Consider the following 25,729-nt stretch of genomic DNA (forward strand, 5'->3'; position numbering starts at 1 on the left):
ATGAAAGAGTTTTTAGCAGGTTTTCAAGTAGATACTGAGAACAAAGAACTTGCAGGTGTCTGTGCAGGTTTAGGAAATTATTTTAATATCAAGACTAACATCATCCGTTTAGTAGCCATTTTGTTGTTTCTTTCGTCAACAGAGTTTGGGATTTTAACAGTCATCCTATATGCTTATCTAGCAGGCTGGCTTGGGAGAGATCCTTTAGGAGAAGGGGCGAAAAAAGCAAGAAACCAAGCTATTCTCTTGTTTGCTGTTTGTTTGATTTTAGTATCACTTGGAACAGAAGGTTTGACAGCAATTTATGAATCAGGTAAGGCCTTTGGTCAGTGGTTAGTTGGATTGGTTTAGAAAGAGGTTGAATATGAAAAAGAAACGTGGATTGTTATTTTTAATTCCTTTTGTCTTGGGAGTTTTCTTGTACATGTTTGTAGATATGTTGAAGGCTGGTGCCGAATTCCACGGAATTATGTTAGATGTAAAAATCTTGACACCATGGCTATCAGCTATTTGTTTACTATTAGGTTTCGTTGGCATTGTTTTGACGTTCAATTTCTTAAAGAAAAGCAGAAAATTTCACTCCTTGTATCAAGAGGAAATAGATGATGATCTGAATGAAACCTATTATGTGCAAATGTATCGTAATCTTGAGTTTGGAACCATTACTTTTAATATTACAGGAGTAGCGATTGTATTGGCTCTTGTCATCTCAGGTAATGAAGTAATTGTACTCGATGTAAGTCGTATAACATTTTCCCTTTCCTTTTTGGGATTAGTGCTGTATTCACACAGCCAAAAATATCTTTTTAAAACAATTGCGATTGTTCGTCAGCTTGATTTGGCATTTTTCTCTACACCAAAGGATATCTTAGAGTATTTCGATTCTTACGATGAAGGGGAGCGCAAGGCTAATTTGGAACAGAGTTTTCGAATTTTATTCCAATTAAATAACTATGTCTTACCAATCTTATATATTTTTCTTTTTATCATTTCTTTCTTGACAGGAGAGATTCAGTTACTGGGCTTCTTGCTTGTAGGAGCAATCCATATTTATATCAATGCGATGCAGTTACCTATGGTAAAACGTTATTTCAAATAGGAGACCTTTATGAAATTACTTAAAAACCTTGGCTGGTTTCTTCTAGCCATTCTATCCTTTTACTTTATCTATGGTCTGGTTCAGAGCATGGCGCTGTCAGCTCTTGGACTAGGGGCTTCAATCTTTGGAGTCTTACCACTTTATATCGTCCTGTCAGGAGCCTATGTTTATGGAATTTACAGATGGTATCAGACAGAAAAGGTTAGCGTCCAGACGACTGCTTTTAATCGTCATATCTGGTTGCCTACTCTGGTTTTGCTAGTGGCTATTACAGCCCAGTTCTTTTTACCAGAAGATCCGTCGGTCAGTCAACAAATCGTATCTCAACTGACAGTGGAACAGCCTGCATTTGCTTTCTTTATGGTGGTGGTCTTTGCTCCCCTGACGGAAGAACTCATCTTTAGAGGGATGTTAGCACGCTACCTCTTTCCTAAGCAGGACAATAGTAAACAAACTCTGATTTTTCTTCTGGTATCCAGTCTTCTATTTGCCTTGATTCATTTCCCAGGTGATGTGCAACAATTTTTAGTCTATACTAGTCTTGGTTTTAGCTTGGGCTTGGCTTATATTAGCAGAAAAGGTCTGGTCTACAGTATTTCTCTCCACGTTTTGAATAATTTAGTCAGCTTTTTGATGATTCTCATGCTATAATAGAGTCAGGAGGTCACATGAAACGAGTAATTTTATTAGCAGTGATTCAAGCAGTTGTTCTATTTTTCATCATTGGAGCGCTAGCTTATGCCTTTAAGGGAGATTTCTTCTATAGCCATCTAGCAGTGGTCTTTGCCCCTATTGCCGGTATCTGGCGTTTTGGGACAGCTTACACAACGGAAATCGTCTTGCCTCGAAAGGCAGCCGAAATTGCTGAAAAGCGTAAAGCAGGCAAAAATTCAAAATAAAAGAGTCCGATGAAGTTCATCGGATTTTTGTATGGACGCTAATTTTTAGGGCTTTCACCTATTTTTTAAAGACTGGCAAACTTTTCTGATGATTTTCATGAAGAGCCTGCGCTTTTATGGTAAAATAGTAACAGAATAAAAGAGGAGAGAAACAATGAAACGTAGTATGTATGCTGGTCGTGTTCGTGAGGAACACATCGGACAAGAAATTACCTTGAAAGGATGGGTTGGCCGTCGTCGTGACCTGGGTGGTTTGATCTTTATCGACCTTCGTGACCGTGAAGGGATCATGCAGTTGGTTATCAACCCTGAAAAAGTATCTGCAGAGGTCATGGCAACAGCTGAAAGTCTTCGTAGCGAATTTGTTATCGAGGTGACTGGTCAGGTCGCTGCGCGTGAGCAAGCCAATGATAAGTTGCCAACTGGTGCGGTTGAGTTAAACGTGACAGCTCTTACTGTGCTCAATACAGCTAAAACAACACCATTTGAGATTAAGGATGGCATTGAGGCCAATGACGATACACGTTTGCGTTACCGTTACCTTGACCTTCGTCGTCCAGAAATGTTGGAAAATCTTAAACTTCGTGCTAAGGTGACCCACTCTATCCGTAACTACTTGGATGAGTTGGAGTTTATCGACGTGGAGACACCATTCCTTTCTAAGTCAACACCAGAAGGGGCGCGTGACTACTTGGTACCGTCTCGTGTTAATAGAGGGCATTTTTACGCGCTTCCTCAAAGTCCACAAATCACGAAACAGCTCTTGATGAATGCTGGTTTTGACCGTTATTATCAAATCGTTAAATGTTTCCGTGACGAGGACTTGCGTGGAGACCGCCAGCCTGAGTTCACTCAGGTCGACTTGGAAACTTCATTCCTTACTGAGCAAGAAATCCAAGATATCACAGAAGGATTGATTGCCCGAGTGATGAAGGAAACAAAAGGCATCGAAGTAACCCTTCCATTCCCTCGTATGAAGTATGACGATGCCATGGCTCTTTACGGTTCTGATAAACCTGATACCCGTTTTGACATGTTGCTTCAGGACTTGACCGAAGTGGTCAAAGGTGTGGACTTTAAAGTCTTCTCAGAAGCACCTGCTGTGAAAGCCATTGTGGTCAAAGGAGCTGCGGACAACTATTCACGTAAAGACATCGACAAGATGACCGAAGTAGCCAAACAGTACGGTGCCAAAGGTCTTGCTTGGGTCAAGGTTGTGGATGGAGAATTAAACGGACCAGTTGCTAAGTTCTTGACTGGCATCCAAGCAGAATTGACAACAGCGCTTGCTCTTGAAGACAAGGACTTGGTTCTCTTTGTGGCGGATACGCTTGAAGTGGCTAATGCAACACTGGGTGCCCTTCGTGGACGTATTGCCAAAGAGCTTGGTTTGATTGATAACGATAAATTCAACTTCCTTTGGGTGGTTGACTGGCCAATGTTTGAATGGTCTGAAGAAGAAGGCCGCTACATGAGCGCCCACCATCCGTTCACCCTTCCACAGGAAGAGACAGCTCACGAATTAGAAGGTGATTTGGCTAAGGTTCGTGCCATTGCTTACGATATCGTCTGGAACGGTTATGAGCTTGGTGGTGGTAGCCTTCGTATCAACCAAAAAGACCTTCAAGAACGCATGTTCAAGGCCCTTGGTTTCTCAGCTGAAGAAGCAAATGACCAGTTTGGTTTCCTTCTTGAAGCCATGGACTATGGTTTCCCACCACACGGTGGTTTGGCTATCGGACTTGACCGATTTGTTATGTTGCTTGCTGGAGAAGAAAATATCCGTGAAGTTATTGCCTTTCCTAAGAACAACAAGGCGACTGACCCAATGACACAAGCTCCTTCAACAGTCGCTCTCAAACAACTAGAGGAACTCAGCTTACAAGTAGAAGAAGATGAAACAAGCAAAACGAATTAAGCGGTGGCGCTATTATCTGCGTCGCTTTGCTTATCAGATAAAAATTTTACGTGTCTTACAAAGCATCTCTCGGGAAAAATATGATGAGAAGATTTCGGCCTCTCTGGTCTATGGTTTTCTATCAGCAGTAGCGGTCAATTTCTTTTTCCAACCAGGGCATGTATATTCGAGTGGTGCGACAGGTTTGGCACAGATTATCTCTGCCTTGAGTAATCACTGGTTTGGTTTTCATATTCCGATTTCGCTGACCTTCTACGCTATCAATTTTCCTTTGATGGTCTTGGCTTGGTATCAGATTGGCCATAAATTCACCGTTTTTACCTTTATCACGGTATCCATGAGTTCCTTCTTTATCCAGTTTGTCCCTGTGGCAACCTTGACGGAGGATCCTATTATCAATGCCCTTTTTGGGGGTGTTGTCATGGGCTTGGGGATTGGTTTTGCTCTTCGAAACAATATCTCCAGTGGTGGAACGGATATTGTCAGTCTGACTATTCGCAAGAAAACAGGTAAGAATGTCGGCAGTATTTCTTTCTTGGTAAATGGGACCATCATGCTGATAGCGGGTTTGACCTTTGGTTGGAAATACGCTCTTTACTCTATGATTACCATCTTTGTCTCTAGCCGTGTGACAGATGCGGTCTTTACCAAGCAAAAACGTATGCAGGCCATGATTGTGACCAATCATCCAGACAAGGTCATTGAAAAAATCCATAAAAAATTGCACCGCGGAGCAACCATGATCCACGATGCAGAAGGAACCTATAATCACGAGAGAAAGGCAGTTTTAATCACTGTCATTACACGTGCAGAGTTTAATGAATTTAAACAGATTATGACACAAGTGGATCCAGGTGCCTTTGTCTCTGTATCGGAAAATGTTCATATTCTAGGAAGATTTGTTGAGATAGATAATTAGTGACTAGTACTTAAAATGAGTCTTCCCACAATAAAACGCAGCCTATCAAGTTTTTTCAATACCTGATAGTCTGCGTTTTTTGCTTTTAACGACTTTTTGCCCAGTCTCTTATTTTTCAATAATTTTGTGGGCAATCAACTGACGGTAGCAGATTTGTCTATTTTCTTTAGAATCATTGATGATGCAGAGAATAGTTTCTAAAGAAGTGCGTCCGAGGGCTAGGCTATTGATATCTATATAGGCTGCCAAGTTGAGCTTGGGATTAACCGAGTCAAAGCTGAGAACAGGGACATCCAGCTGGTGTTTGGCAATATAGTCACAGACCCCTTCAGCTAGGAGGCTATCGGTTGTGATGATAGCATCAATTTGTGGATCGTGCTTGAATAATCGCTTACTAAATTTATAGCCCTTTTCTTCCAGAAACTCGTCTGCAAAGTAGATGCGATTGGTGTCAGTGGTAAGTTTGTAATGTTTAAGCGCCTGTTCATAGCCTGTTAAACGGTCTTTGGTCACGAAGAGCTTTTTGCTTCCTCCGATAAAGGCAATGCGTTTGCAGCCTTTTTTGATAAAATATTCAGTCGCATCAAAACCAGCTTGAACATTATCGTTGTCGACAAGGGGGATGAAAGGAGACAGGGACTTCCCGAGGATAAGGAAGGGGAACTGTTCTTCTGCGACGAGTTTGACGAGGGGATCTTCTTCTTGGGCATAGAGAAAGATCAGCCCATCTACACGCTTGCCGTAGACCATTTGTGAAATAGCGTTGAGACGCTCCTTCTCATCTTTTCCTGTTGCTATCTGAATAGCGTAATGGTTTTCAGAGGCGACTTGAGAGATGCCACGTAGGACTGATGGAAAGAAAGGATTCTGGTAGAAGGCGTCTGAGTCATCAGGAAGAACCAAACCAATCACCTGAGTATAGCTACTCACCAAGCTACGAGCGTTGAGGTTGGGGTGGTAATTGAGCTCCTTCATAGCCTTGCGAACGCGTTTTTTTGTTTCGTCGCTAATGGTTGATTTATTTTGAATAACACGGGTTACGGTTGAAGGCGAAACACCAGCAGCCTTGGCCACGTCTTTAATCGTAACGGGCATAAAAATCTCCTATTTATGGTAATCTGGATCACGGAAATGTGTTTTATAAAAGATAGTGACCAGATAAAGGACAAAAAGAATGTTTTGTACAGTGATGAGGGTTGACATATTTTGGCCAAATAATCCCAAAATAAGCGTAATCAGAGTCGGCAATCCTAAACAGTTTAAGATAAAATGGTAGCACTCTTTAAAGGTTCTAAATGAAAAGAGGCGTGATTTCTTAGTGATATAAAGGAGAAGACTCGCCCCTAGAGAGACGATAAAGAAATTCAAACCAAAGAGGAAGCTGGCACCGAGAACTAGGAAGAGACTGATATAGACACGATTTTGTTGGTACCAGTCTTTAGAAATTGCTTGGGTCAAGCTGTCCTTGCTTTTGAAACTCTCAGTCTGAATAGCTCGGTAATAGATGCGTGTCAACTCTTTACTTTCCTTGCTGATGACTAGCTCATTTGTATCGAAATGCAGTTGCAAGTCTTTCGGTAATTCTTTGCTTGGACTTGGACCGATCACAAGAGAAGTCGCTTGATTGGCAGTTCCTGTATAAGTTAAATTGCCATCAACAATTTTAGCATGCTCAGAGAGATCCTGGACAACCTCATCTGTCAATGGTTCATAGACATTATCGATAAAGGTTTCTAGCGGATAAGTCTCCTGGGAGCTGTTTTGGATGGCAATGGGTACCATAGACAAGCTGATAAGGAAGATACTGGTAAATAGAAGCTGAAACCAGTTGAGCCCGAAACGTTTGGACAGGGGCTTACGAAATCCCCAAATACTTGAAAAATAGGAAAATGGATATGGAAGCATAGGTATCTTTCTAAAAGGTGTTTTCTATATGAGTATTATTATATAGAGAAATGCGCTTTATTTCAAGTCTAGGAGAAAAATTGCTTGTTGTAAGGACATTACTTACAGTAACAATCGCTAATACTCAATGAAAATCAAAGAGCAAACTAGGAAGCTAGCTGCAGGTTGCTCAAAACACTGTTTTGAGGTTGCAGATGGAAGCTGACGTGGTTTGAATAGATTTTCGAAGAGTATAAAATGAAAAAGGGTGGCGGGGATATATTATCCCTTGTCGCCACCGCTTGTAAGTCCTGAAACAAAGTTCTTTTGTAGGAAAAAGAAGAGAATACTGATTGGAAGGGCGATGAGGATAGCACCTGCTGAGAAGTAGGCAATCTTCATGTTTTTCGCATTGTTAACGAAGGTTTGGAGACCTACGGCAACAGTAAAGTATTCTTTCTCACGAAGCAAGAAACTAGAGAGGATGTAGTCCCCAAAAGGTCCCATGAAGGCCCAGAGAGCTTGTACGGCAACCATTGGGCGAACAAGTGGAAGAACAATTTGCCAGAAGCGGCGGAAGTGTCCTGCACCGTCTAGTTTTGCAGATTCGTCTAAAGACATTGGCACTGTATCGAAGTAGCCTTTCATGAGCCAAGCATTCATCGGAATACCACCACCAACGTAGAGGAAGATGAGGAACCAGCTGTGGTTAAGGGCGTTCAACATAAGTGCCATAACGAAGAAGGCTGTCAAAGCGGCCATGGTTGGCACCATTTGAATAATCAAGAAGAAGATCAAACTTTGCTTACGAGCCAAGAAGTTGTAACGGCTGTAGGCATAACCAGCAAGTACGATGATACTTGTTTGAACGGCCATAGTAATTAAGGCGATAATCAAAGTGTTGAGGTACCAAGTACCGTACAAGGTTTCCGTGAAGAGTCCTTGGAAGTTAGCAAAACTAAAGTCGACGTTATTGTCTAGTTTAAAGGCTACTACGTTACCAGTCTTGAAGGCTGACATGATGGTAATCAACAGTGGATAGATAATCACGATTGAGAGACCAATCAAGTAGAGGTAAGTAAGGGTTTGAGTCAGTCTACGTTTGAGTTTAATTGAGTTATTCATCTTAGACATCCTCCATATCAAATGCGTGTAGTTTCTTGAATGCGATCATAGAGATTGAGATGACAATGATAGAGATAATCAAGGTAACAGCTGCCGCCATTGAGTATTGAGGAGATGTACCTGTTGTCAAACGGTAAATCCATGAAATCAAGATGTCGGTTGAACCAGCTCCACCACCGACACTACCAGGTCCTCCAGCGTTGAAGAGGTACATGATAGAGAAGTTGTTAAAGTTGAAGGTGTATTGACTGATCAAAGTAGGTGCCGCAACAGCCAAGATCATTGGGAAAGTGATGTTACGGAATTTTTGCCAAGCATTAGCACCGTCAATATAAGCTGCTTCGTAAAGGTCGTTAGGAATAGATTGCAAGATACCCAAGGTCAAAACGTAGATGTATGGGAATCCAAGCCAACCTTGCATCATAATCAAGGCAATCTTAGTCCAAGTTGGGTCTGTTTTCCAAGGGATAAGAGCACCATCAAGGAAAGGAAGGAATTTAGCCAAGATTGGCAATACTTGAGTGTTGATGGCTCCGACACTATCGTTAAACATGTTTGAAAATGTCAAGATAGTGATGAAGGCTGGGACAGCCCAAGGAAGAAGGAAAATAACACCAAAGATACGTTTTCCTTTGATAAATGGTTGGTTAGCAATGATAGCTGTGAAGATACCGATGACGATCTGTAAGGTTGAGGCAGCCAAAGCCCAGATGATAGTCCAAGAAAGAACGGCACCGAAGGCAGAACGGAAGGTACTCAAACTCCAGATATTACTAAAGTTTGTTAAACCAACCCAGTCCAACAATTTGTTTGGTGGTAAGTGTTGGAAGTCATAGTTAGTAAAGGCGATCATCAAGGTTACGATAACTGGGAAGATAATCGCGAAGGTCATGGCAACATAAGATGGGATGATCAAGAGGTAAGGGAAGCCATTTTCATAAATCCCTTTGATCATGTCTTTGAGGGTACGTGGAACTGGAATTCCATTGTTAATGCGTTTTGCAATCGTATGTGCATCTTTGATATTTGCGAAATAAAAGAGTACATAAACGACTACAAAGATTAAATGGAAGGCACCACGAATCAGCATAAAGAGGGAATTGTCACGACCTGGCTTGTCACCAAGAGTGATGAGATTGCTCAATTCAGGGGCTGCAAGTGCTAGGAAGTAAAGGACAAATACGATGGTTACACCAAGGAAGATAAAACCTTTGGCTTTTTGTTTATTGTAAATCTGTCCTAACCCAGGAATGATAGACAGCAGGGCTGCTTTACTAGGTTGTTGCTTTTCCATAATAACTCCTTTCATAGGATACTGGTTTTTAGATAAAACCTAAACTATTTATGTTTCTATTGATAAATTCAAAGGGGGATTTGAATTCCACCCCCCTTGAACAAATTTTTTATTCACCAAATTTTTGTTTGATTGTTTCTTTGATCAATGTTACAGCATCGTTAGCAGCTGTTTTAGCATCTTTCTTACCACTTACAGCATCAAAGAGCATGTTAGCAGCTGGTTCCCAAACTGCAGACATTTGAGAGATGTTTGGAATTGGTTGAGCGTTCTTGAACTGTTTGATAACAGCTGTTGTCAACTCATCGTTTTTACCTTCAGCGTATGAACGAGCTTCAGTGTTCGCTGGAATTTCGTTAGTTGCATCGTAGAAAGCTTTTTGTTGTTCAGTTGAAACAAGGAAGTCTACAAATTTTTGTGCAGCTTCAAGGTTCTTAGTGCTTGATGGGATGATCCAAGCTTTACCACCACCGAATGCTGCGTAGTTTTTCCCGTTTGGAAGAGTTGGGATAGTTGCAACACCGTAGTTTACTTTAGCATCTTTAAAGGCTTGAGCTTTCCAAGGACCATCAATGATAGCAGCTGTTTTACCTTCTTGGAATGAAGTTTGAATCAAGTTTCCAGCAGCTGTACCATCTTGCATACCTTTAGGCCATTTTTCATACCAAGATTTAGCGTAGTTGATACCTGCGATAGAACCGTCGTTTGCAAGACCGATGTCTTTAGGGTCTTTACCGTTTTGTCCGAATACGTAAGCGCCGTTACCAGCAAGAAGTCCGTATGCATAGTAGAAGTTTGTCCAGTCAGCTAGGAAAGCAGAAGTTTTTCCATCTTCTCCAGCGAAGGCATATTTGCTATCTTTAGCAAGTTCTTCTAGTTCAGCAAAAGTTTTTGGAGCTTCTTTTACCAAGTCTTTGTTATAGTACATAACAAGTGACTCGATAACGGCAGGAGCACCGTAAACTTTACCGTCAGCAGCTGTTACAAGAGATTTAGTTGTATCTTCTGTTTTAGCACCATCGCTCAATTTCACTTCTGAAAGTTGACCGTCAGAACCAAGGCTACCCACACGGTCGTATGGTGCCATCATAACGTCAGCAGCTTGACCAGATTGGTTGTCAAGAGAAAGTTTGTCAAGTCCACCAAGTTGGTCACCAGATTTGATGTTAATTGTTGTGCCTGATTGCTCTTTATAAGCTTTGGCAACTGTTTCAGCATAAGCTTTGTATTGGTCTTCAACGTAGAAAGTGAGTTCTTTGGCTTCAGATGAACCAGAATCAGCAGGCTTATCAGCAGTTTTGCTTCCGCAAGCTACCAAAAGCAAGCTAGCAAGTGTAACAGTTCCAAGCACAGCAGCGCTCTTCATGAATTTAGATGACATAGTGTATTCCTCCTAAAGAATAACAAGTTTTATTGACAAGAAAAACGCAAACGTTTTCCTTTATGAGCTTAGTATAGCACAAATAGAAAACGGTTGCAAGTGTTTTTGTTAAAAATTTTAAAAAAATTTTAAGCTTGATTTGATAGCATGATTTTGCTTTTTAATAGAAGAAAAGTGTGAAATAGATAAGCATACACTATTTTTAATAAAAAATAGATGGAATCTGTCTAAAGAGGGAAATCAGGAGGGGCTACCTCCCTGTTTCTAATCTCTCTCTATTTTCTATAGACTCTTGTGCCTGTTCACATCTAAATCCCAGTTTCCTAGGGAGGGTTTGCCCTTTGTGGACTAGTCCTGTGAGCTTCAAACTTTAGGATTAGATAGTTTTAAGTTATCTTTGCTAAAATGGATTAGCTCCTTAAAAATAATCAAAAAAGTTTTTTTAAAAACGCTTGCAATTATGCTTGAAAAGGAGTATACTTATAAGTAGCGCAAACGTTTGCGTCTGCAAAAATACGCAACGTTCCATTATTTTAACACACGAGGTGCTATTATGAAAAAACGTCAAAGTGGTGTGTTGATGCACATCTCTTCTCTCCCTGGAGCCTACGGAATCGGATCATTTGGTCAAAGTGCTTATGACTTCGTTGATTTCTTGGTTCGTACCAAACAACGTTACTGGCAAATCCTTCCATTAGGAACAACTAGTTACGGAGATTCTCCTTACCAATCTTTCTCAGCCTTTGCAGGAAACACTCATTTTATCGATTTAGATATCTTGGTGGAGCAAGGTTTGTTGGAAGCAAGTGACCTTGAAGGAGTTGACTTTGGTAGCGATGCGTCTGAAGTTGACTATGCTAAAATCTACTATGCACGTCGTCCTCTTTTAGAAAAAGCTGTGAAACGTTTCTTTGAAGTCGGAGATGTTAAAGATTTTGAGAAATTTGCTCAAGATAACCAATCATGGCTTGAGCTCTTTGCTGAGTATATGGCTATCAAAGAGCATTTTGAAAATCTTGCTTGGACAGAATGGCCAGATGCAGATGCTCGTGCTCGTAAAGCTTCAGCACTTGAAAGCTACCGTGAGCAATTGGCAGACAAGTTGGTTTACCACCGTGTGACTCAGTACTTCTTCTTCCAACAATGGTTGAAATTGAAAGCTTACGCAAACGACAACCACATCGAAATCGTTGGGGACATGCCAATCTACGTAGCGGAAGATTCAAGCGATATGTGGGCAAATCCACATCTCTTCAAGACAGATGTCAATGGTAAGGCTACTTGCATCGCCGGATGCCCACCAGATGAATTTTCTGCAACTGGTCAGCTTTGGGGTAACCCAATCTATGACTGGGAAGCAATGGACAAAGACGGCTACAAATGGTGGATTGAACGCTTGCGTGAAAGCTTCAAAATCTACGACATCGTTCGTATCGACCACTTCCGTGGCTTCGAATCTTACTGGGAAATCCCTGCTGGTTCCGATACAGCAGCACCTGGTGAATGGGTGAAAGGTCCTGGCTACAAGCTTTTTGCAGCCGTTAAGGAAGAACTTGGTGAGTTAAACATCATCGCAGAAGACCTTGGTTTCATGACAGACGAAGTTATCGAATTGCGTGAACGTACTGGCTTCCCAGGAATGAAGATTCTTCAATTTGCCTTCAACCCAGAAGACGAAAGTATCGATAGCCCACACTTGGCACCTGCTAACTCAGTTATGTACACAGGAACACACGATAACAACACGGTTCTTGGTTGGTACCGTAACGAGATCGATGATGCGACTCGTGAGTACATGGCTCGCTACACTAACCGTAAAGAATACGAAACAGTTCCACATGCTATGCTTCGTACAGTCTTTTCATCAGTTAGCTTCATGGCAATTGCAACTATGCAAGATTTGCTTGAATTGGATGAGACAGCTCGTATGAACTTCCCATCTACCCTTGGTGGAAACTGGTCTTGGCGTATGACTGAAAATCAATTGACACCAGCTGTCGAGGAAGGTTTGCTTGACTTGACAACAATTTATCGCCGAATCAATGAAAATTTGGTAGAATTAAAGAAATAAGACAATAATCAGGAGACAACTAAACATGTTATCACTACAAGAATTTGTACAAAATCGTTACAATAAAACCATTGCAGAATGTAGCAATGAAGAGCTTTACCTTGCTCTTCTTAACTACAGCAAGCTTGCAAGCAGCCAAAAACCAGTCAACACTGGTAAGAAAAAAGTTTACTACATCTCAGCTGAGTTCTTGATTGGTAAACTCTTGTCAAACAACTTGATCAACCTTGGTCTTTACGACGATGTCAAAAAAGAACTTGCTGCTGCAGGTAAAGACTTGATCGAAGTTGAAGAAGTTGAATTAGAACCATCTCTTGGTAATGGTGGTTTGGGACGTTTGGCTGCCTGCTTTATCGACTCAATTGCGACTCTTGGTTTGAATGGTGATGGTGTTGGTCTTAACTACCACTTTGGTCTTTTCCAACAAGTTCTTAAAAACAACCAACAAGAAACAATTCCAAATGCATGGTTGACAGAGCAAAACTGGTTGGTTCGCTCAAGCCGTAGCTACCAAGTACCATTTGCAGACTTTACTTTGACATCAACTCTTTACGATATTGATGTTACTGGTTATGAGACAGCAACTAAAAACCGCTTGCGTTTGTTTGACTTGGATTCAGTTGACTCTTCTATTATTAAAGATGGTATCAACTTTGATAAGACAGACATTGCTCGCAACTTGACTCTCTTCCTTTACCCAGATGATAGTGACCGTCAAGGTGAATTGCTCCGTATCTTCCAACAATACTTCATGGTTTCAAACGGTGCGCAATTGATCATCGACGAAGCAATCGAAAAAGGAAGCAACTTGCATGACCTTGCTGACTACGCTGTTGTACAAATCAACGACACTCACCCATCAATGGTGATTCCTGAATTGATCCGTCTTTTGACTGCACGTGGTATCGAGCTTGACGAAGCAATCTCAATCGTTCGTAGCATGACTGCCTACACTAACCACACAATCCTTGCTGAAGCCCTTGAAAAATGGCCTCTTGAATTCTTGCAAGAAGTGGTTCCTCACTTGGTACCAATCATCGAAGAATTGGACCGTCGTGTGAAAGCAGAATACAAAGATCCAGCTGTTCAAATCATCGATGAGAGCGGACGTGTTCACATGGCTCACATGGATATCCACTATGGATACAGCGTTAACGGGGTAGCGGCACTCCACACTGAAATCTTGAAAAATTCTGAGTTGAAAGCTTTCTACGACCTTTACCCAGAAAAATTCAACAACAAAACAAACGGTATCACTTTCCGTCGTTGGCTCATGCATGCTAACCCAAGCTTGTCTCACTACTTGGATGAGATTCTTGGAGACGGTTGGCACCATGAAGCAGATGAGCTTGAAAAACTCTTGTCTTACGAAGATAAAGCAGCTGTCAAAGAAAAATTGGAAAGCATCAAGGCTCACAACAAACGTAAATTGGCTCGTCACTTGAAAGAACACCAAGGTGTGGAAATCAATCCAAACTCTATCTTTGATATCCAAATCAAACGTCTTCACGAGTACAAACGCCAACAAATGAACGCTTTGTACGTGATCCACAAATACCTTGACATCAAAGCTGGTAACATTCCTGCTCGCCCAATCACAATCTTCTTTGGTGGTAAAGCAGCTCCAGCCTACAAAATCGCTCAAGACATCATCCACTTGATCCTTTGCATGTCAGAAGTTATTGCTAACGATCCAGCAGTAGCTCCACACTTGCAAGTGGTTATGGTTGAAAACTACAACGTTACTGCAGCAAGCTTCCTTATCCCAGCATGTGATATCTCAGAACAAATCTCACTTGCTTCTAAAGAGGCTTCAGGTACTGGTAACATGAAATTCATGTTGAACGGAGCTTTGACTCTTGGTACTATGGACGGTGCTAACGTGGAAATCGCTGAGTTGGTTGGAGATGAAAACATCTACATCTTCGGTGAAGATTCAGAAACTGTTATCGACCTTTACGCAAAAGCAGCTTACAAATCAAGCGAATTCTACGCTCGTAAAGCTATCAAACCATTGGTTGACTTCATCGTTAGCGATGCAGTTCTTGCAGCTGGAAACAAAGAGCGCTTGGAACGTCTTTACAATGAATTGATCAACAAGGACTGGTTCATGACTCTTCTTGACTTGGAAGATTACATCAAGGTTAAAGAGCAAATGCTTGCTGACTACGAAGACCGCGACGCATGGTTGGATAAAGTCATCGTAAACATTTCTAAAGCAGGATTCTTCTCATCTGACCGTACAATCGCTCAATACAACGAAGATATCTGGCACTTGAACTAAGATATAAAGTAAAAACGCATCTATTTGTACTGTAGATGCGTTTTTACTACGAGGAACTCCGTCAATTAATTTTAGTGATTAATTTTAAATTATATAGTTTGTATGTAAATTACTTTTCAAATCTAAATATGGAAAATACCAATAAGATTATATAAAAAGATGATTGGATGCTCGTAACTCATTTGATCGTACATCAATAGACCAGTAGTACAAATAAGTTTCATATTTTTTCTTGAAAAAATATGAAACTTACGGTAGAATATAATAACAATTAACAAAAGTATTAATACTACATAAACTTTTCATATGCTAGGAGCAATCATGAGTGAATTAATTTCTCAAATTTTTGCAAATCTGCCTGATTGGGCCAGAATTATTATCTCTGTACTTACGGTTGTTGGAGTAGCTTTAGTATTTGTTTTTATAATTTATACGATTTGGAAATATGCAAATGCTGTTGATAAGGAATCAAGAGTATTTAATTTATCTAAGCAAAATCAGCAACTTTTGGAAGAAAATAGACAGATTAGATATTTTAACACCTTATTAAAAACCAATTTTGAACTTCTGGAAGAAATTATACTGACTTTAGAAGATCAAATTGTTCGAATTATTGAAGTTTCGGATGATAGCAAGGAGGTGAAAATCGAACGTATCAATGAGATCTACGATGTATTAATTGCTGCTGTCCAAAGATACATTGATGTGTTGACTAGCGAATTTAATTCTGAAAATAAATGTCGAATATCTGTATGGGGACTTTCAAATAAAGAAGGAAGCGAAGATAAATTGAATATCATCGCTAGAAGTGCCACTTTTTTACGTTCAAGTACTAGGGAATTAGATATTAATAATTCTATTGCGGGAAGAGCATTTAGAAAACGAACAAAGCAATTATCAAATCATTTAGAATCAGATCCTGATTGGGAAAAATACTTATTAGATAGTCGCTATAAATCAATAAGCGCTTTTCCAATTCAGGGAGAAAAAGTGGTTACTATTGACTATAAAAATGTTCCCACTGAAGTTGAAGAACGTTTAGGTGAACTAATTGTGAATGGGTTAGATAATATATATTCACGTATTAGTAAAGTTATAATCTTTATAAATATGATTGAAGGAGGCTTAAAAGATGAGTAAAAATAGTATTCGTTTTGCTTTGCAAAAAGGACAGTTATCCTCTAATGAAGAAAATTCTTTCGCTAAAGTTTTTTTAGCTAATATAAAAGCTGAAAATGAAGAAAATTCTTTCGTTAAAGTTTTTTTAGATAATATAAAAGCTGAAAATGAAGAAAATTCTTTCGTTAAAGTTTTTTTAGATAATATAAAAGTTGAAAATGAAGAAAATTCTTTCGCTAAAGATTTTTTAGATATTGATTTCTTTAATTCAAGAAAATCACGTATTTTAGATAATATAAAAGCTGAAAATGAGCTACAAAAATTAAACGAGACTTGTATACACGAATTTAAACGAGCGATGTCTAACTAAATCATAGTTGTACCATTAGTGGTTTATTATGTCCAAATAAATATATAATCTTATATCAGAAATTTTTCTTTTCCCTAAAAAATAATACATTAGCAAAATAAAATTACACCCGTACCTCTAAGGTACGGGTGTTGTAGTATATCAAAATCTAATTTACCGTGCTTTCCCAACCAAAATCTCTGCTTCGATGGTAATCTCTGTCAGTTGGCTCCAGTCAATTTTGGTCTGGTCAACGTGAAAGAGGAGAGGGGTCATGCTGAGTAGGGCTTGGAGCTGCTCTGCTGTGATAGTCTTAGTCAGAGAGGCAGTTTGACTAGATAGGATGGTAAAGTGTTCTTGGAAATGATTTTTAATATCTTGGTTAGAATAATCCTTGTTTGTCAGCTGGTCTTGGACCCTTTGACGGATTTCCTTGAGGTGATTTTCAGTTGGGATAACCTTTATCAAGATACCGTCTTTGGATAAAACGCGACGAAATTCTCCATAGTTGGCAGGCGAAAAGATATCAAGCAGAATGTCCATGCTGGCATCTTTTATAGGAAGACGAGCCAAGTCACCAACGAACCAATTGACTGCCCAGTTTGGTTCACTCTTGGCAGCGATTTGGACGGAATCTTTGGAAATATCAAAGGCATAGAAGGTTTTGTCAGGATGACTTTCTTGGAGTTTTCGAGAGTAGAAACCTTCGCCACAACCAATATCCAAGATTGTTGTGGTAGTTTTTGAGCTTGCTAGCAAGTCCGATACACCTTCTAAAATAGCCTGATAAAAGCCGGCTTCTAGGATTTGTTGCCGGTTTTGAAAGTTTTCCTTGTCGTAGTTGACAGATTGCTTGATTTGAGGGGCTAGATTGACATAGCCAAATTTCGCCAGGTCAAAAGAATGGCGATTACAGCACTTGAGACTGCTCTCTAGCAGAGTCAGATTTTCTTGACAGATAGGACAGGCAAAGGCAGTCGCAGAAGCAAAACGCTGGAGTTTGGGTTTGAGGTTTGTATTCATAGTTTAAGTGTATCAAAAGAGGCAAATGAAAGCAACTTTAGGATGATTTGTAATAAAATTAAATAGTAGTATCATTACTTTTCAAAGTACCAAAATTAAATTGCTTTTATATCCAAAATGCTATATAATAATGATAAGGAGGAAATAAGTATGTTAAAAGAAGTATTAACCGTTGCAAAAGTTGCGAAAAAATCATCACTCTTTTTAGGTGGTGTCGCATTTGGTACCCTTGGTTTGAAAATCTTAGCAAGTAAGGAAGCTAAAAAAGGTTATTCTAAAGCTTTGGCTAAGGCTTACAAGTTGAAAGACGGGCTAGATGCATCTGTTTCTGTTGTGAAGCAACATGGAGACGATGTCTTGCAAGATGCCAAATATTTGTATGAGCAAGAGAAAAAAGAAGAGCAATTAGATAGCCTTATAGGAGAATAATATGTCTTTTAAAGTGCTACATAGAGGATACCAACATATCCGACTATCATCTTCTTTTTCACTCACCTTGGATATTCAAGACTATCTTCGTTCCTTGGCGAGAGATGAAAAGGGGATTGAGTCTATCCAGTTTTACATGGATCAACAGCACTTTACTCTACGCATAAAAGAAGGCTTTTCTGTATTAGATAATGCAGAAGCCTTTTTAAAAAGAATTGATAAAGGGAAAGTTTCTGAGTTGATGACTCTTCCCATTCGTAGAGAAGAGAGTGCTTATTCTATTGTTTCAGGTGCAGCGATTAAGCGTATGATTTTTCGTAGTTTTGTGCCGTATCCTATTCGCTATATATGGACTTGTTATCAGGCTTTGGGTTATATTAGAGAAGCCTATCAAACACTAGCGCGTAAGGAACTAACGATGGAAGTCTTGGACTGTTCGGCGATTTTATTGTCCTTGTTTATGAACCAATCCAAGACGGCAAGTAATATTATGTTTATGCTTGATTTGGGGAATCATTTAGATCAGTGGTCCTTGAAAAAAACTGCAACAGATTTAGAACAGAGTCTTCTTGCAAAAGAGAGCGATGTATTCTTAGTACAGGGCGATACGGTCGTTAGTATCAAGAGTTCCGATGTTCAAATAGGAGATGTCTTGGTCCTATCTCAAGGAAATGAAATTCTGTTTGATGGACAAGTAGTTTCAGGTTTAGGTATGGTCAACGAAAGTTCCTTGACGGGAGAGAGTTTTCCAGTTGAAAAAAGAGAGTCTGACTTGGTTTGTGCAAACACAGTCTTGGAGACTGGGGAGCTACGCATTCGTGTAACCGATAATCAGATGAACAGCCGGATTTTACAACTGATTGAGTTGATGAAGAAATCTGAAGAAAACAAGAAAACGAAACAACGCTATTTCATCAAGATGGCGGACAAGGTCGTCAAATATAATTTCTTGGGGGCTGGGCTGACTTACCTATTAACAGGTTCTTTTTCTAAGGCTATTTCATTCCTATTGGTTGATTTCTCCTGCGCTTTGAAAATCTCTACTCCTGTAGCTTATTTGACAGCTATCAAGGAGGGGTTGAACCGTGAAATGGTGATTAAGGATGGAGATGTTCTGGAGAAATACCTGGAAGTCGATACTTTCTTGTTTGATAAGACAGGAACAATCACAACTAGCTATCCTATAGTTGAAAAGGTGTTACCTTTTGGGGACTATAGCGAGGAAGATATTCTCAGAATCAGTGCCTGTCTTGAGGAACACATTTATCATCCTATTGCTAATGCCATTGTCAAACAAGCCGAGATAGAGGGGATTGAACATGAGGAAATGCATGGGAAACTCCAATATATCGCAAGTAAGGGAATCAAATCTCATATAGATGGGCAACCAGTTGTTATTGGGAATTATGTCTTAATGCAGGATGAGCAAATTCATATCAGTTCAGAGCAACATGCTTTAATTGAAGAGTACAAGAGTCACTACAATCTCTTATTCTTGGCTTATCAGAATGAATTGATTGGAATGTTCTGCATTCATACTCCTTTGAGAAAAGAAGCAAAAGCAGCCTTGGAGAAACTTAAGGCACAAGGGAAAAAATTGATTCTGGCAACAGGGGACACCCTGGTTAGAACAGAGGAATTAGTCAAAGATTTGCCCTTTGATCAGGTCTATACAGACTTGAAACCTGATGGGAAATTTGAGTTAGTAGAGGAACTGCAGAAAGCAGGTCACACTATTTTGATGGTTGGAGATGGATTGAATGACTCAGCGGCTCTAACCCTATCAGATATCGGTGTGGTGATGAATGAGAGTGCAGATATTTCTAAGCAGATGAGTGATATCTTATTGTTAGATAATCGCTTGGATTTCTTCCAAGAGTTGGATTGGCTATCATCATCTTTGCAAACACTCATCAAGAAGAATATTCAAGATACCGTTGTCGTAAATAGTAGTTTGATTGGCTTTGGCTTGTTTAATTGGCTCAGTCCTTCAAATCTGTCTATCTTACATAATCTAACAACCTTACGTATTGTACTGCGTAGCCTGTCTATTAAGGGATAGGTGGGGACTATTAACAGCAAAAAGGAGTTACCTTTCTCGAGGTTAACTCCTTTTTTTATAGGTAAATGTTGAATAGTTTAGTAAGTCAATACAAAGTATTTTTTCTTACCACGACGGATAACAGTCAGTTCGTTTTCAAGCTTATCTGCGTCACTCAAGACATAGTCAAGGTCTTGGATACGGTCGCCGTTGACGTAGATAGCTCCGTTTTGAACATCTTCACGGGCTTGGCGTTTTGAGTTAACCACACCAGATGAAACGAGCAGTTCCACGATATTGTGGTTTTCGTCTGCTTGAACTTGGTAGTTTGGCACTCCACGAAGTCCTTGTTTGAGTTCTTTGACAGAAAGGTTTTTGATGTTTCCTGCAAAGAGTTGCTCAGTGATGTTGAGGGCTTCTTTGTAGGCTTCTTCTCCGTGAACAAGTGTGACAACTTCACGAGCCAAGACTTTTTGAGCCAAGCGTTCATGTGGAGCTGCTTCAAATTGTTTACGAATGTCTTCAATCTCATCAAGTGACAAGAAAGTAAAGATTTTCAAGAAGCGAACAGCGTCAGCGTCCATAACGTTCATCCAGAATTGGTACATTTCGTATGGAGAAGTCTTTTCAGGATTGAGCCAGACTGCGTTTCCTTCTGATTTACCAAATTTCTTACCAGTTGCGTCTGTAATCAATGGAACAGTGATAACATGGCCAGTCTTGTCAGCCTTACGACGAAGTAATTCGGTACCAGCTGTCATATTTCCCCACTGGTCAGAACCACCGATTTGAAGAGTGACATTATGGTCTTGGTTAAGAACGAAGAAGTCGTACCCTTGCATGATTTGGTAAGCGAACTCAGTGTAAGAAATCCCTGTTTCAATCCGTTTTTTAACAGATTCCTTACTCATCATGTAGTTGACAGTGAAGTATTTTCCAATATCACGGAGGAAGTCAATGAAGCTGATGCTGCCAAACCAGTCGTAGTTGTTGACCATGACAGCTTTATTTTCGCCATTTTCAAAGTCAAGAAAACGAGAAAGTTGTCCTTGGATAGACTTGACCCAGCCATCCACTGTGTCTTTTGTTTGGAGACTACGTTCAGCATCTTTGAAGGACGGATCTCCGATGAGACCTGTAGCACCGCCAACGAGCGCATAAGGTTTGTGACCTGCTAGCTGCAAGCGACGACTTGTCAAGATTGCGACAAGGTGGCCTAGGTGAAGGCTGTCAGCAGTTGGATCGTAGCCAGTATAATAAGAAACTTGACCTTCTTCTAGGGCTTTACGCAAAGCTTCTTCATCAGTCGTTTGAAATATCAAACCACGCTCTTTTAGCTCATCAAAAATGTGCATGTGTCTTTTCTCCTTTTTAAAATTATTGTTTCTAACTATTGTATCACAAACTTGGGCAATAGCCTAGCAGAATAGGGAAGAAAGTGGCTATTTTATTGAAAGTTTACCTTTTATGGTATAATAGATAGAGTGAGGAAATCCATGCAAAATCAATTAAATGAATTAAAACGAAGAATGCTGGAATTTTTCCAGCAAAAACAAAAAAATAAAAAATCAGCTAGCCCTGGCAAGAAAGGCTCAAGTGTCCAAACATCTAAATCCTTAGAGAAGCCAGCCATTTTTCCAGCTATTTTACTGAGTATAAAAGCTTTATTTAACTTGCTCTTTGTGCTCGGTTTTCTAGGAGGAATGTTGGGAGCTGGAATTGCTTTGGGGTACGGGGTGGCCTTGTTTGACAAGGTACGGGTGCCTCAGACAGAAGAATTGGTACATCAGGTCAAGGACATCTCTTCTATTTCAGAGATTACCTATGCGGATGGGACGGTGATTGCTTCCATAGAGAGTGATTTGTTGCGCACTTCTATCTCATCTGAGCAAATTTCGGAAAATCTGAAGAAGGCTATCATTGCGACGGAAGATGAACACTTTAAAGAACATAAGGGTGTAGTGCCCAAGGCGGTGATTCGTGCGACCTTGGGGAAATTTGTAGGTTTGGGTTCCTCAAGTGGGGGGTCAACCTTGACCCAACAACTGATTAAACAGCAGGTGGTTGGGGATGCGCCGACCTTGGCCCGTAAGGCGACAGAGATTGTGGATGCTCTTGCCTTGGAACGCGCCATGAATAAGGATGAGATTTTAACGACCTATCTCAATGTGGCTCCTTTTGGCCGAAATAATAAGGGACAGAATATTGCAGGGGCTCAGCAGGCAGCTGAGGGGATTTTCGGTGTAGATGCCAGTCAGTTGACGGTTCCTCAAGCAGCATTTTTAGCAGGACTTCCACAGAGTCCCATTACTTACTCTCCCTATGAAAATACTGGAGAGTTGAAGAGTGATGAAGACCTAGAAATTGGCTTAAGACGGGCTAAGGCAGTTCTTTACAGTATGTATCGTACAGGTGCCTTAAGCAAAGACGAGTATTCTCAATACAAGGATTATGACCTTAAACAGGACTTTTTACCATCGGGCACGGTCACAGGAATTTCACGAGACTATTTATACTTTACAACTTTGGCAGAAGCTCAAGAACGTATGTATGACTATCTAGCTCAGAGAGACAATGTCTCCGCTAAGGAGTTGAAAAATGAGGCAACTCAGAAGTTTTATCGTGATTTGGCAGCCAAGGAAATTGAAAATGGTGGTTATAAAATTACTACTACCATAGACCAGAAAATTCATTCTGCTATGCAAAATGCGGTTGCTGACTATGGCTATCTTTTAGACGATGGAACAGGTCGTGTAGAAGTAGGGAATGTCTTGATGGACAACCAAACAGGTGCTATCCTAGGCTTTGTAGGTGGTCGCAATTATCAAGAAAATCAAAACAATCATGCCTTTGATACTAAACGTTCGCCAGCTTCTACTACCAAACCTTTGCTGGCCTACGGTATTGCTATTGACCAGGGCTTGATGGGAAGTGAGACGATTCTGTCTAACTATCCAACAAACTTTGCCAATGGCAACCCGATTATGTATGCTAATAGCAAGGGGACAGGAATGATGACCTTGGGAGAAGCCTTGAACTATTCATGGAATATCCCGGCTTACTGGACCTATCGTATGCTCCGTGAAAAGGGTGTTGATGTCAAGGGTTATATGGAAAAGATGGGCTACGAGATTCCTGAGTACGGTATTGAGAGCCTGCCAATGGGTGGTGGTATTGAAGTCACAGTTGCCCAGCATACCAATGGCTATCAGACCTTAGCTAATAACGGGGTTTATCATCAGAAGCATGTGATTTCAAAGATTGAAGCAGCAGATGGTAGAGTGGTGTATGAGTATCAGGATAAACCGGTTCAAGTCTATTCGAAAGCTACTGCGACAATTATGCAGGGCTTGTTGCGAGAAGTTCTATCCTCTCGTGTGACAACAACCTTCAAGACGAACCTGACTTCTTTAAATCCTACTTTAGCTAATGCAGATTGGATTGGGAAGACTGGTACAACCAACCAAGACGAAAATATGTGGCTCATGCTTTCGACACCTAGATTAACCCTAGGTGGCTGGATTGGGCATGATGATAATCATTCATTGTCACGTAGAGCAGGTTATTCCAATAACTCTAATTACATGGCTCATCTGGTAAATGCGATTCAGCAAGCCTCCCCAAGTATTTGGGGGAACGAGCGCTTCGCTTTAGATCCTAGTGTCGTAAAATCCGAAGTCTTGAAATCAACAGGTCAAAAACCAGGGAAGGTTTCTGTTGAAGGAAAAGAGGTAGAGGTCACAGGTTCGACTGTTACCAGCTATTGGGCTAATAAGACAGGAGCGCCAGCGACCAGTTATCGCTTTGCTATTGGTGGAAGTGATGCGGATTATCAGAATGCTTGGGCTAGCATCGTGGGGAGTCTACCAACTCCATCAAGCTCCAGCAATTCAAGTAGTAGCTCTAGCGACAGTAGCAACTCAAGTGCTACACGACCTTCTTCTTCAAGGACGAGACGATAAGTTCTATGAACTGTGCTAAATGAAGTGGCCAATCAATGGATTGCCACTTTTTTCTTTTTTCCTTTCGTGTTACAATAAAGGTATGAATCAGTATCAGAAAAAGATTGTTAAAGGAACCATTTATTCGCTTCTATCCGGCTTAATCTGGGGAATTTGTGGGATTCTAGGAGAGTATTTCTTTACTCATTATCAGGTGTCCTCTGGCTGGATTACCTCTATGCGTTTAACACTGGCAGGAAGTCTTGTGCTCATTTGGTCTGCAATGCAATTAAAATCACAAGTGCTAGATATTTGGCGAGATAAGAAAAATTACCTGCCCTTTTTAGCCTATGCTATTTTGGGGATTTTTTCAGTCCAGTATTTTTTCTACCTCTGTGTAGAATACTCAAATGCAGCGACAGCGACTATTTTACAGTTTATCAGTCCTGTCTTTATCCTCTTTTACAATCGCTTGGTTTATCAAAAACGAGCGTCCAAAAGCGCTGTTTTTTATGTTTTAGTTGCCATGTTGGGTGTTTGCCTGATGGCGACAAAGGGAGATCTTTCTCAATTATCCATGACACCACTAGCACTTGTGACGGGTTTGCTGAGTGCCATGGGGGTCATGTTTAATGTTATCTTGCCCCAACCTTTCGCGAAGCGCTATGGTTTTGTACCGACGGTTGGGTGGGGGATGATTTTGGCAGGTTTGTTTAGCAATGTCCTTTCTCCGGTTTATCAACTTTCCTTTACTCTTGATATTTGGAGTATCTTGATTTGTCTCATCATCGCTTTCTTTGGAACGGCTTTTGCCTTTTTTATTTCCATGAAGGCTGTATCCTTGGTTTCTCCTTTGGTGGTTTCCGTTATCAGCGCCAGTGAACCTCTCTCTTCTGCTCTCTTGAGTGTTTTGTTCTTAGGATTGGTAGTGGATTGGTCACTTCTTCTAGCTATGGTCTTGATTATTTTACCTATGATATTTTTGTCTATAGAAGAAGCGAAAGAAAGTAGATAAAAAGTCTTTTCTTAATTCTAAAAGTGTGCTATACTAGAATAGTCAATAAAACACGGGGAGATAGTTGTGAAGATTGTTTTTAGGTTGTATCGGTAGGGGCTTGCTTTTACCGACAGCACGTTTTATCTCACATCCCTAAAAAATCATACCTAAAAACAGACAAAAAGGCTTCAAATTTGAGGCCTTTTTTGGTAGAATAGGTATCATTATAAAGAATGAGAGGCCTTTTATGACTGCTACAAAAATGAACGCACAAGAAATTATCCAATTTATCGCCAATGCTGAAAAGAAAACCAGTGTGAAAGTAACCTTTGAGGGACAACTCGCAACTGCTGTACCAAGCTCTGTTGTCAAACTAGGGAATGTCCTATTTGGAGACTGGAAGGACGTGGCTCCGCTTCTTGATGGTTTGGTAGAAAATCAAGACTATGTTGTTGAGCAAGACGCTCGCAATTCTGCAGTTCCTTTGCTAGACAAACGTGATATCAACGCTCGTATTGAGCCAGGTGCTATTATCCGTGACCAGGTTGAAATTGGTGACAATGCTGTTATCATGATGGGAGCAGTTATCAATATCGGTGCTGAAATCGGTGCAGGAACCATGATTGACATGGGGGCTATCCTTGGTGGCCGTGCCATCGTTGGGAAAAACAGTCACGTTGGTGCAGGTGCGGTTCTTGCAGGTGTGATTGAGCCAGCTAGCGCAGAACCAGTGCGTGTAGGAGACAATGTTCTTATCGGGGCCAATGCAGTGGTTATCGAAGGAGTCCAAATCGGTAGTGGTTCAGTTGTCGCAGCAGGAGCTATTGTTACCCAAGATGTTCCAGAAAACGTGGTAGTAGCAGGTGTTCCAGCTCGTATCATCAAAGAGATTGATGCCCAAACCCAACAAAAAACAGCGCTAGAAGATGCGCTTCGTACCTTGTAATTGTAAAAGT

Annotated in this window: 22 protein-coding genes; 15 read left to right on the forward strand and 7 right to left on the reverse strand. The window is 40.6% G+C overall.

All coding sequences use genetic code 11. From position 1 onward, the window contains the following. The 6 genes from WKI23_RS01505 to WKI23_RS01530 all read left to right on the forward strand — a co-directional run bounded on the left by WKI23_RS01505 (position 1) and on the right by WKI23_RS01530 (position 4,835). Positions 1 to 351 (forward strand): PspC domain-containing protein, encoded by a 351-nt coding sequence (locus WKI23_RS01505; RefSeq protein WP_368078708.1) that lies wholly within the window; start codon positions 1 to 3, stop codon positions 349 to 351. Positions 352 to 364: 13 nt separating this feature from the next. Continuing rightward, positions 365 to 1,099, forward strand: a complete 735-nt coding sequence (locus tag WKI23_RS01510; protein ID WP_368078709.1) for a DUF3169 family protein — start codon at positions 365 to 367, stop codon at positions 1,097 to 1,099. Positions 1,100 to 1,108: 9 nt separating this feature from the next. Continuing rightward, positions 1,109 to 1,750, forward strand: a complete 642-nt coding sequence (locus WKI23_RS01515) for a type II CAAX endopeptidase family protein (RefSeq protein ID WP_368078710.1) — start codon at positions 1,109 to 1,111, stop codon at positions 1,748 to 1,750. Positions 1,751 to 1,767: 17 nt separating this feature from the next. Further along, on the forward strand, positions 1,768 to 1,998 hold the full coding sequence (locus WKI23_RS01520; protein ID WP_033682917.1) for a hypothetical protein: 231 nt from the start codon (positions 1,768 to 1,770) through the stop codon (positions 1,996 to 1,998). A gap of 154 nt (positions 1,999 to 2,152) precedes the next feature. Continuing rightward, on the forward strand, positions 2,153 to 3,916 hold the full coding sequence (gene aspS, locus WKI23_RS01525) for an aspartate--tRNA ligase (protein ID WP_368078711.1): 1,764 nt from the start codon (positions 2,153 to 2,155) through the stop codon (positions 3,914 to 3,916). Beyond that, positions 3,894 to 4,835, forward strand: coding sequence for a YitT family protein (locus WKI23_RS01530; RefSeq protein ID WP_050261019.1), 942 nt, complete (start codon positions 3,894 to 3,896; stop codon positions 4,833 to 4,835). The genes aspS and WKI23_RS01530 overlap by 23 nt, the downstream gene beginning before the upstream one ends. A gap of 108 nt (positions 4,836 to 4,943) precedes the next feature. Here WKI23_RS01530 and WKI23_RS01535 read toward each other — a convergent pair whose 3' ends face one another. The 5 genes from WKI23_RS01535 to WKI23_RS01555 all read right to left on the reverse strand — a co-directional run bounded on the left by WKI23_RS01535 (position 4,944) and on the right by WKI23_RS01555 (position 10,519). Then, positions 4,944 to 5,930, reverse strand: a complete 987-nt coding sequence (locus tag WKI23_RS01535) for a LacI family DNA-binding transcriptional regulator (protein WP_050261020.1) — start codon at positions 5,928 to 5,930, stop codon at positions 4,944 to 4,946. A 9-nt stretch (positions 5,931 to 5,939) separates the two neighbouring features. Continuing rightward, on the reverse strand, positions 5,940 to 6,740 hold the full coding sequence (locus WKI23_RS01540) for a DUF1189 domain-containing protein (RefSeq protein WP_368078712.1): 801 nt from the start codon (positions 6,738 to 6,740) through the stop codon (positions 5,940 to 5,942). Positions 6,741 to 7,001: 261 nt separating this feature from the next. Beyond that, entirely contained in the window at positions 7,002 to 7,844 is an 843-nt protein-coding gene (locus WKI23_RS01545; protein WP_050253614.1) for a sugar ABC transporter permease, read from the reverse strand. Between the two features lies 1 nt (position 7,845). Beyond that, on the reverse strand, positions 7,846 to 9,138 hold the full coding sequence (locus WKI23_RS01550) for a carbohydrate ABC transporter permease (RefSeq protein WP_050391110.1): 1,293 nt from the start codon (positions 9,136 to 9,138) through the stop codon (positions 7,846 to 7,848). A 109-nt stretch (positions 9,139 to 9,247) separates the two neighbouring features. Continuing rightward, positions 9,248 to 10,519, reverse strand: coding sequence for an extracellular solute-binding protein (locus WKI23_RS01555; protein WP_368078713.1), 1,272 nt, complete (start codon positions 10,517 to 10,519; stop codon positions 9,248 to 9,250). Positions 10,520 to 11,024: 505 nt separating this feature from the next. Here WKI23_RS01555 and malQ point away from each other — a divergent pair. From malQ to WKI23_RS01575, 4 genes are all read left to right on the forward strand, one after another. Further along, a complete protein-coding gene (gene malQ, locus WKI23_RS01560; protein ID WP_368078737.1) occupies positions 11,025 to 12,590 on the forward strand; it encodes a 4-alpha-glucanotransferase in 1,566 nt (521 codons plus the stop codon). A gap of 25 nt (positions 12,591 to 12,615) precedes the next feature. Further along, positions 12,616 to 14,874, forward strand: a complete 2,259-nt coding sequence (glgP, locus tag WKI23_RS01565; RefSeq protein WP_368078714.1) for a glycogen/starch/alpha-glucan family phosphorylase — start codon at positions 12,616 to 12,618, stop codon at positions 14,872 to 14,874. Positions 14,875 to 15,195: 321 nt separating this feature from the next. Then, entirely contained in the window at positions 15,196 to 16,014 is an 819-nt protein-coding gene (locus WKI23_RS01570; RefSeq protein ID WP_368078715.1) for a hypothetical protein, read from the forward strand. Further along, complete coding sequence (locus tag WKI23_RS01575) at positions 16,007 to 16,363, forward strand: hypothetical protein (protein WP_368078716.1); 357 nt, start codon at positions 16,007 to 16,009, stop codon at positions 16,361 to 16,363. The genes WKI23_RS01570 and WKI23_RS01575 overlap by 8 nt, the downstream gene beginning before the upstream one ends. A gap of 153 nt (positions 16,364 to 16,516) precedes the next feature. On the opposite strand, the gene WKI23_RS01580 is transcribed toward WKI23_RS01575, so the two are convergent. Continuing rightward, on the reverse strand, positions 16,517 to 17,365 hold the full coding sequence (locus tag WKI23_RS01580) for a putative RNA methyltransferase (RefSeq protein WP_368078717.1): 849 nt from the start codon (positions 17,363 to 17,365) through the stop codon (positions 16,517 to 16,519). A 150-nt stretch (positions 17,366 to 17,515) separates the two neighbouring features. On the opposite strand from WKI23_RS01580, the gene WKI23_RS01585 reads away from it, so the two are divergent. Together WKI23_RS01585 and WKI23_RS01590 are read left to right on the forward strand one after the other, a co-directional pair. After that, on the forward strand, positions 17,516 to 17,794 hold the full coding sequence (locus WKI23_RS01585; protein ID WP_000910910.1) for a DUF6110 family protein: 279 nt from the start codon (positions 17,516 to 17,518) through the stop codon (positions 17,792 to 17,794). Position 17,795: 1 nt separating this feature from the next. Beyond that, positions 17,796 to 19,856 (forward strand): heavy metal translocating P-type ATPase, encoded by a 2,061-nt coding sequence (locus tag WKI23_RS01590; protein ID WP_368078718.1) that lies wholly within the window; start codon positions 17,796 to 17,798, stop codon positions 19,854 to 19,856. A gap of 77 nt (positions 19,857 to 19,933) precedes the next feature. Here WKI23_RS01590 and tyrS read toward each other — a convergent pair whose 3' ends face one another. Further along, positions 19,934 to 21,190 carry a tyrosine--tRNA ligase gene (gene tyrS, locus WKI23_RS01595; protein WP_000546884.1) on the reverse strand — a complete coding sequence of 419 codons (1,257 nt, stop codon included), beginning with the start codon at positions 21,188 to 21,190 and terminating at the stop codon, positions 19,934 to 19,936. 141 nt (positions 21,191 to 21,331) lie between these two features. Between tyrS and pbp1b the strand changes: the two genes are divergently transcribed. The 3 genes from pbp1b to dapD all read left to right on the forward strand — a co-directional run bounded on the left by pbp1b (position 21,332) and on the right by dapD (position 25,719). Then, entirely contained in the window at positions 21,332 to 23,797 is a 2,466-nt protein-coding gene (pbp1b, locus tag WKI23_RS01600) for a penicillin-binding protein PBP1B (protein ID WP_368078719.1), read from the forward strand. Positions 23,798 to 23,879: 82 nt separating this feature from the next. After that, on the forward strand, positions 23,880 to 24,791 hold the full coding sequence (locus tag WKI23_RS01605; RefSeq protein WP_368078720.1) for a DMT family transporter: 912 nt from the start codon (positions 23,880 to 23,882) through the stop codon (positions 24,789 to 24,791). 229 nt (positions 24,792 to 25,020) lie between these two features. Next, positions 25,021 to 25,719, forward strand: a complete 699-nt coding sequence (gene dapD, locus WKI23_RS01610; protein WP_049552476.1) for a 2,3,4,5-tetrahydropyridine-2,6-dicarboxylate N-acetyltransferase — start codon at positions 25,021 to 25,023, stop codon at positions 25,717 to 25,719. Positions 25,720 to 25,729: the final 10 nt, after the last annotated feature.

Origin of the sequence: Streptococcus pseudopneumoniae, from assembly GCF_038148955.1 — a bacterium.
Lineage (GTDB): Bacteria > Bacillota > Bacilli > Lactobacillales > Streptococcaceae > Streptococcus > Streptococcus pseudopneumoniae_T.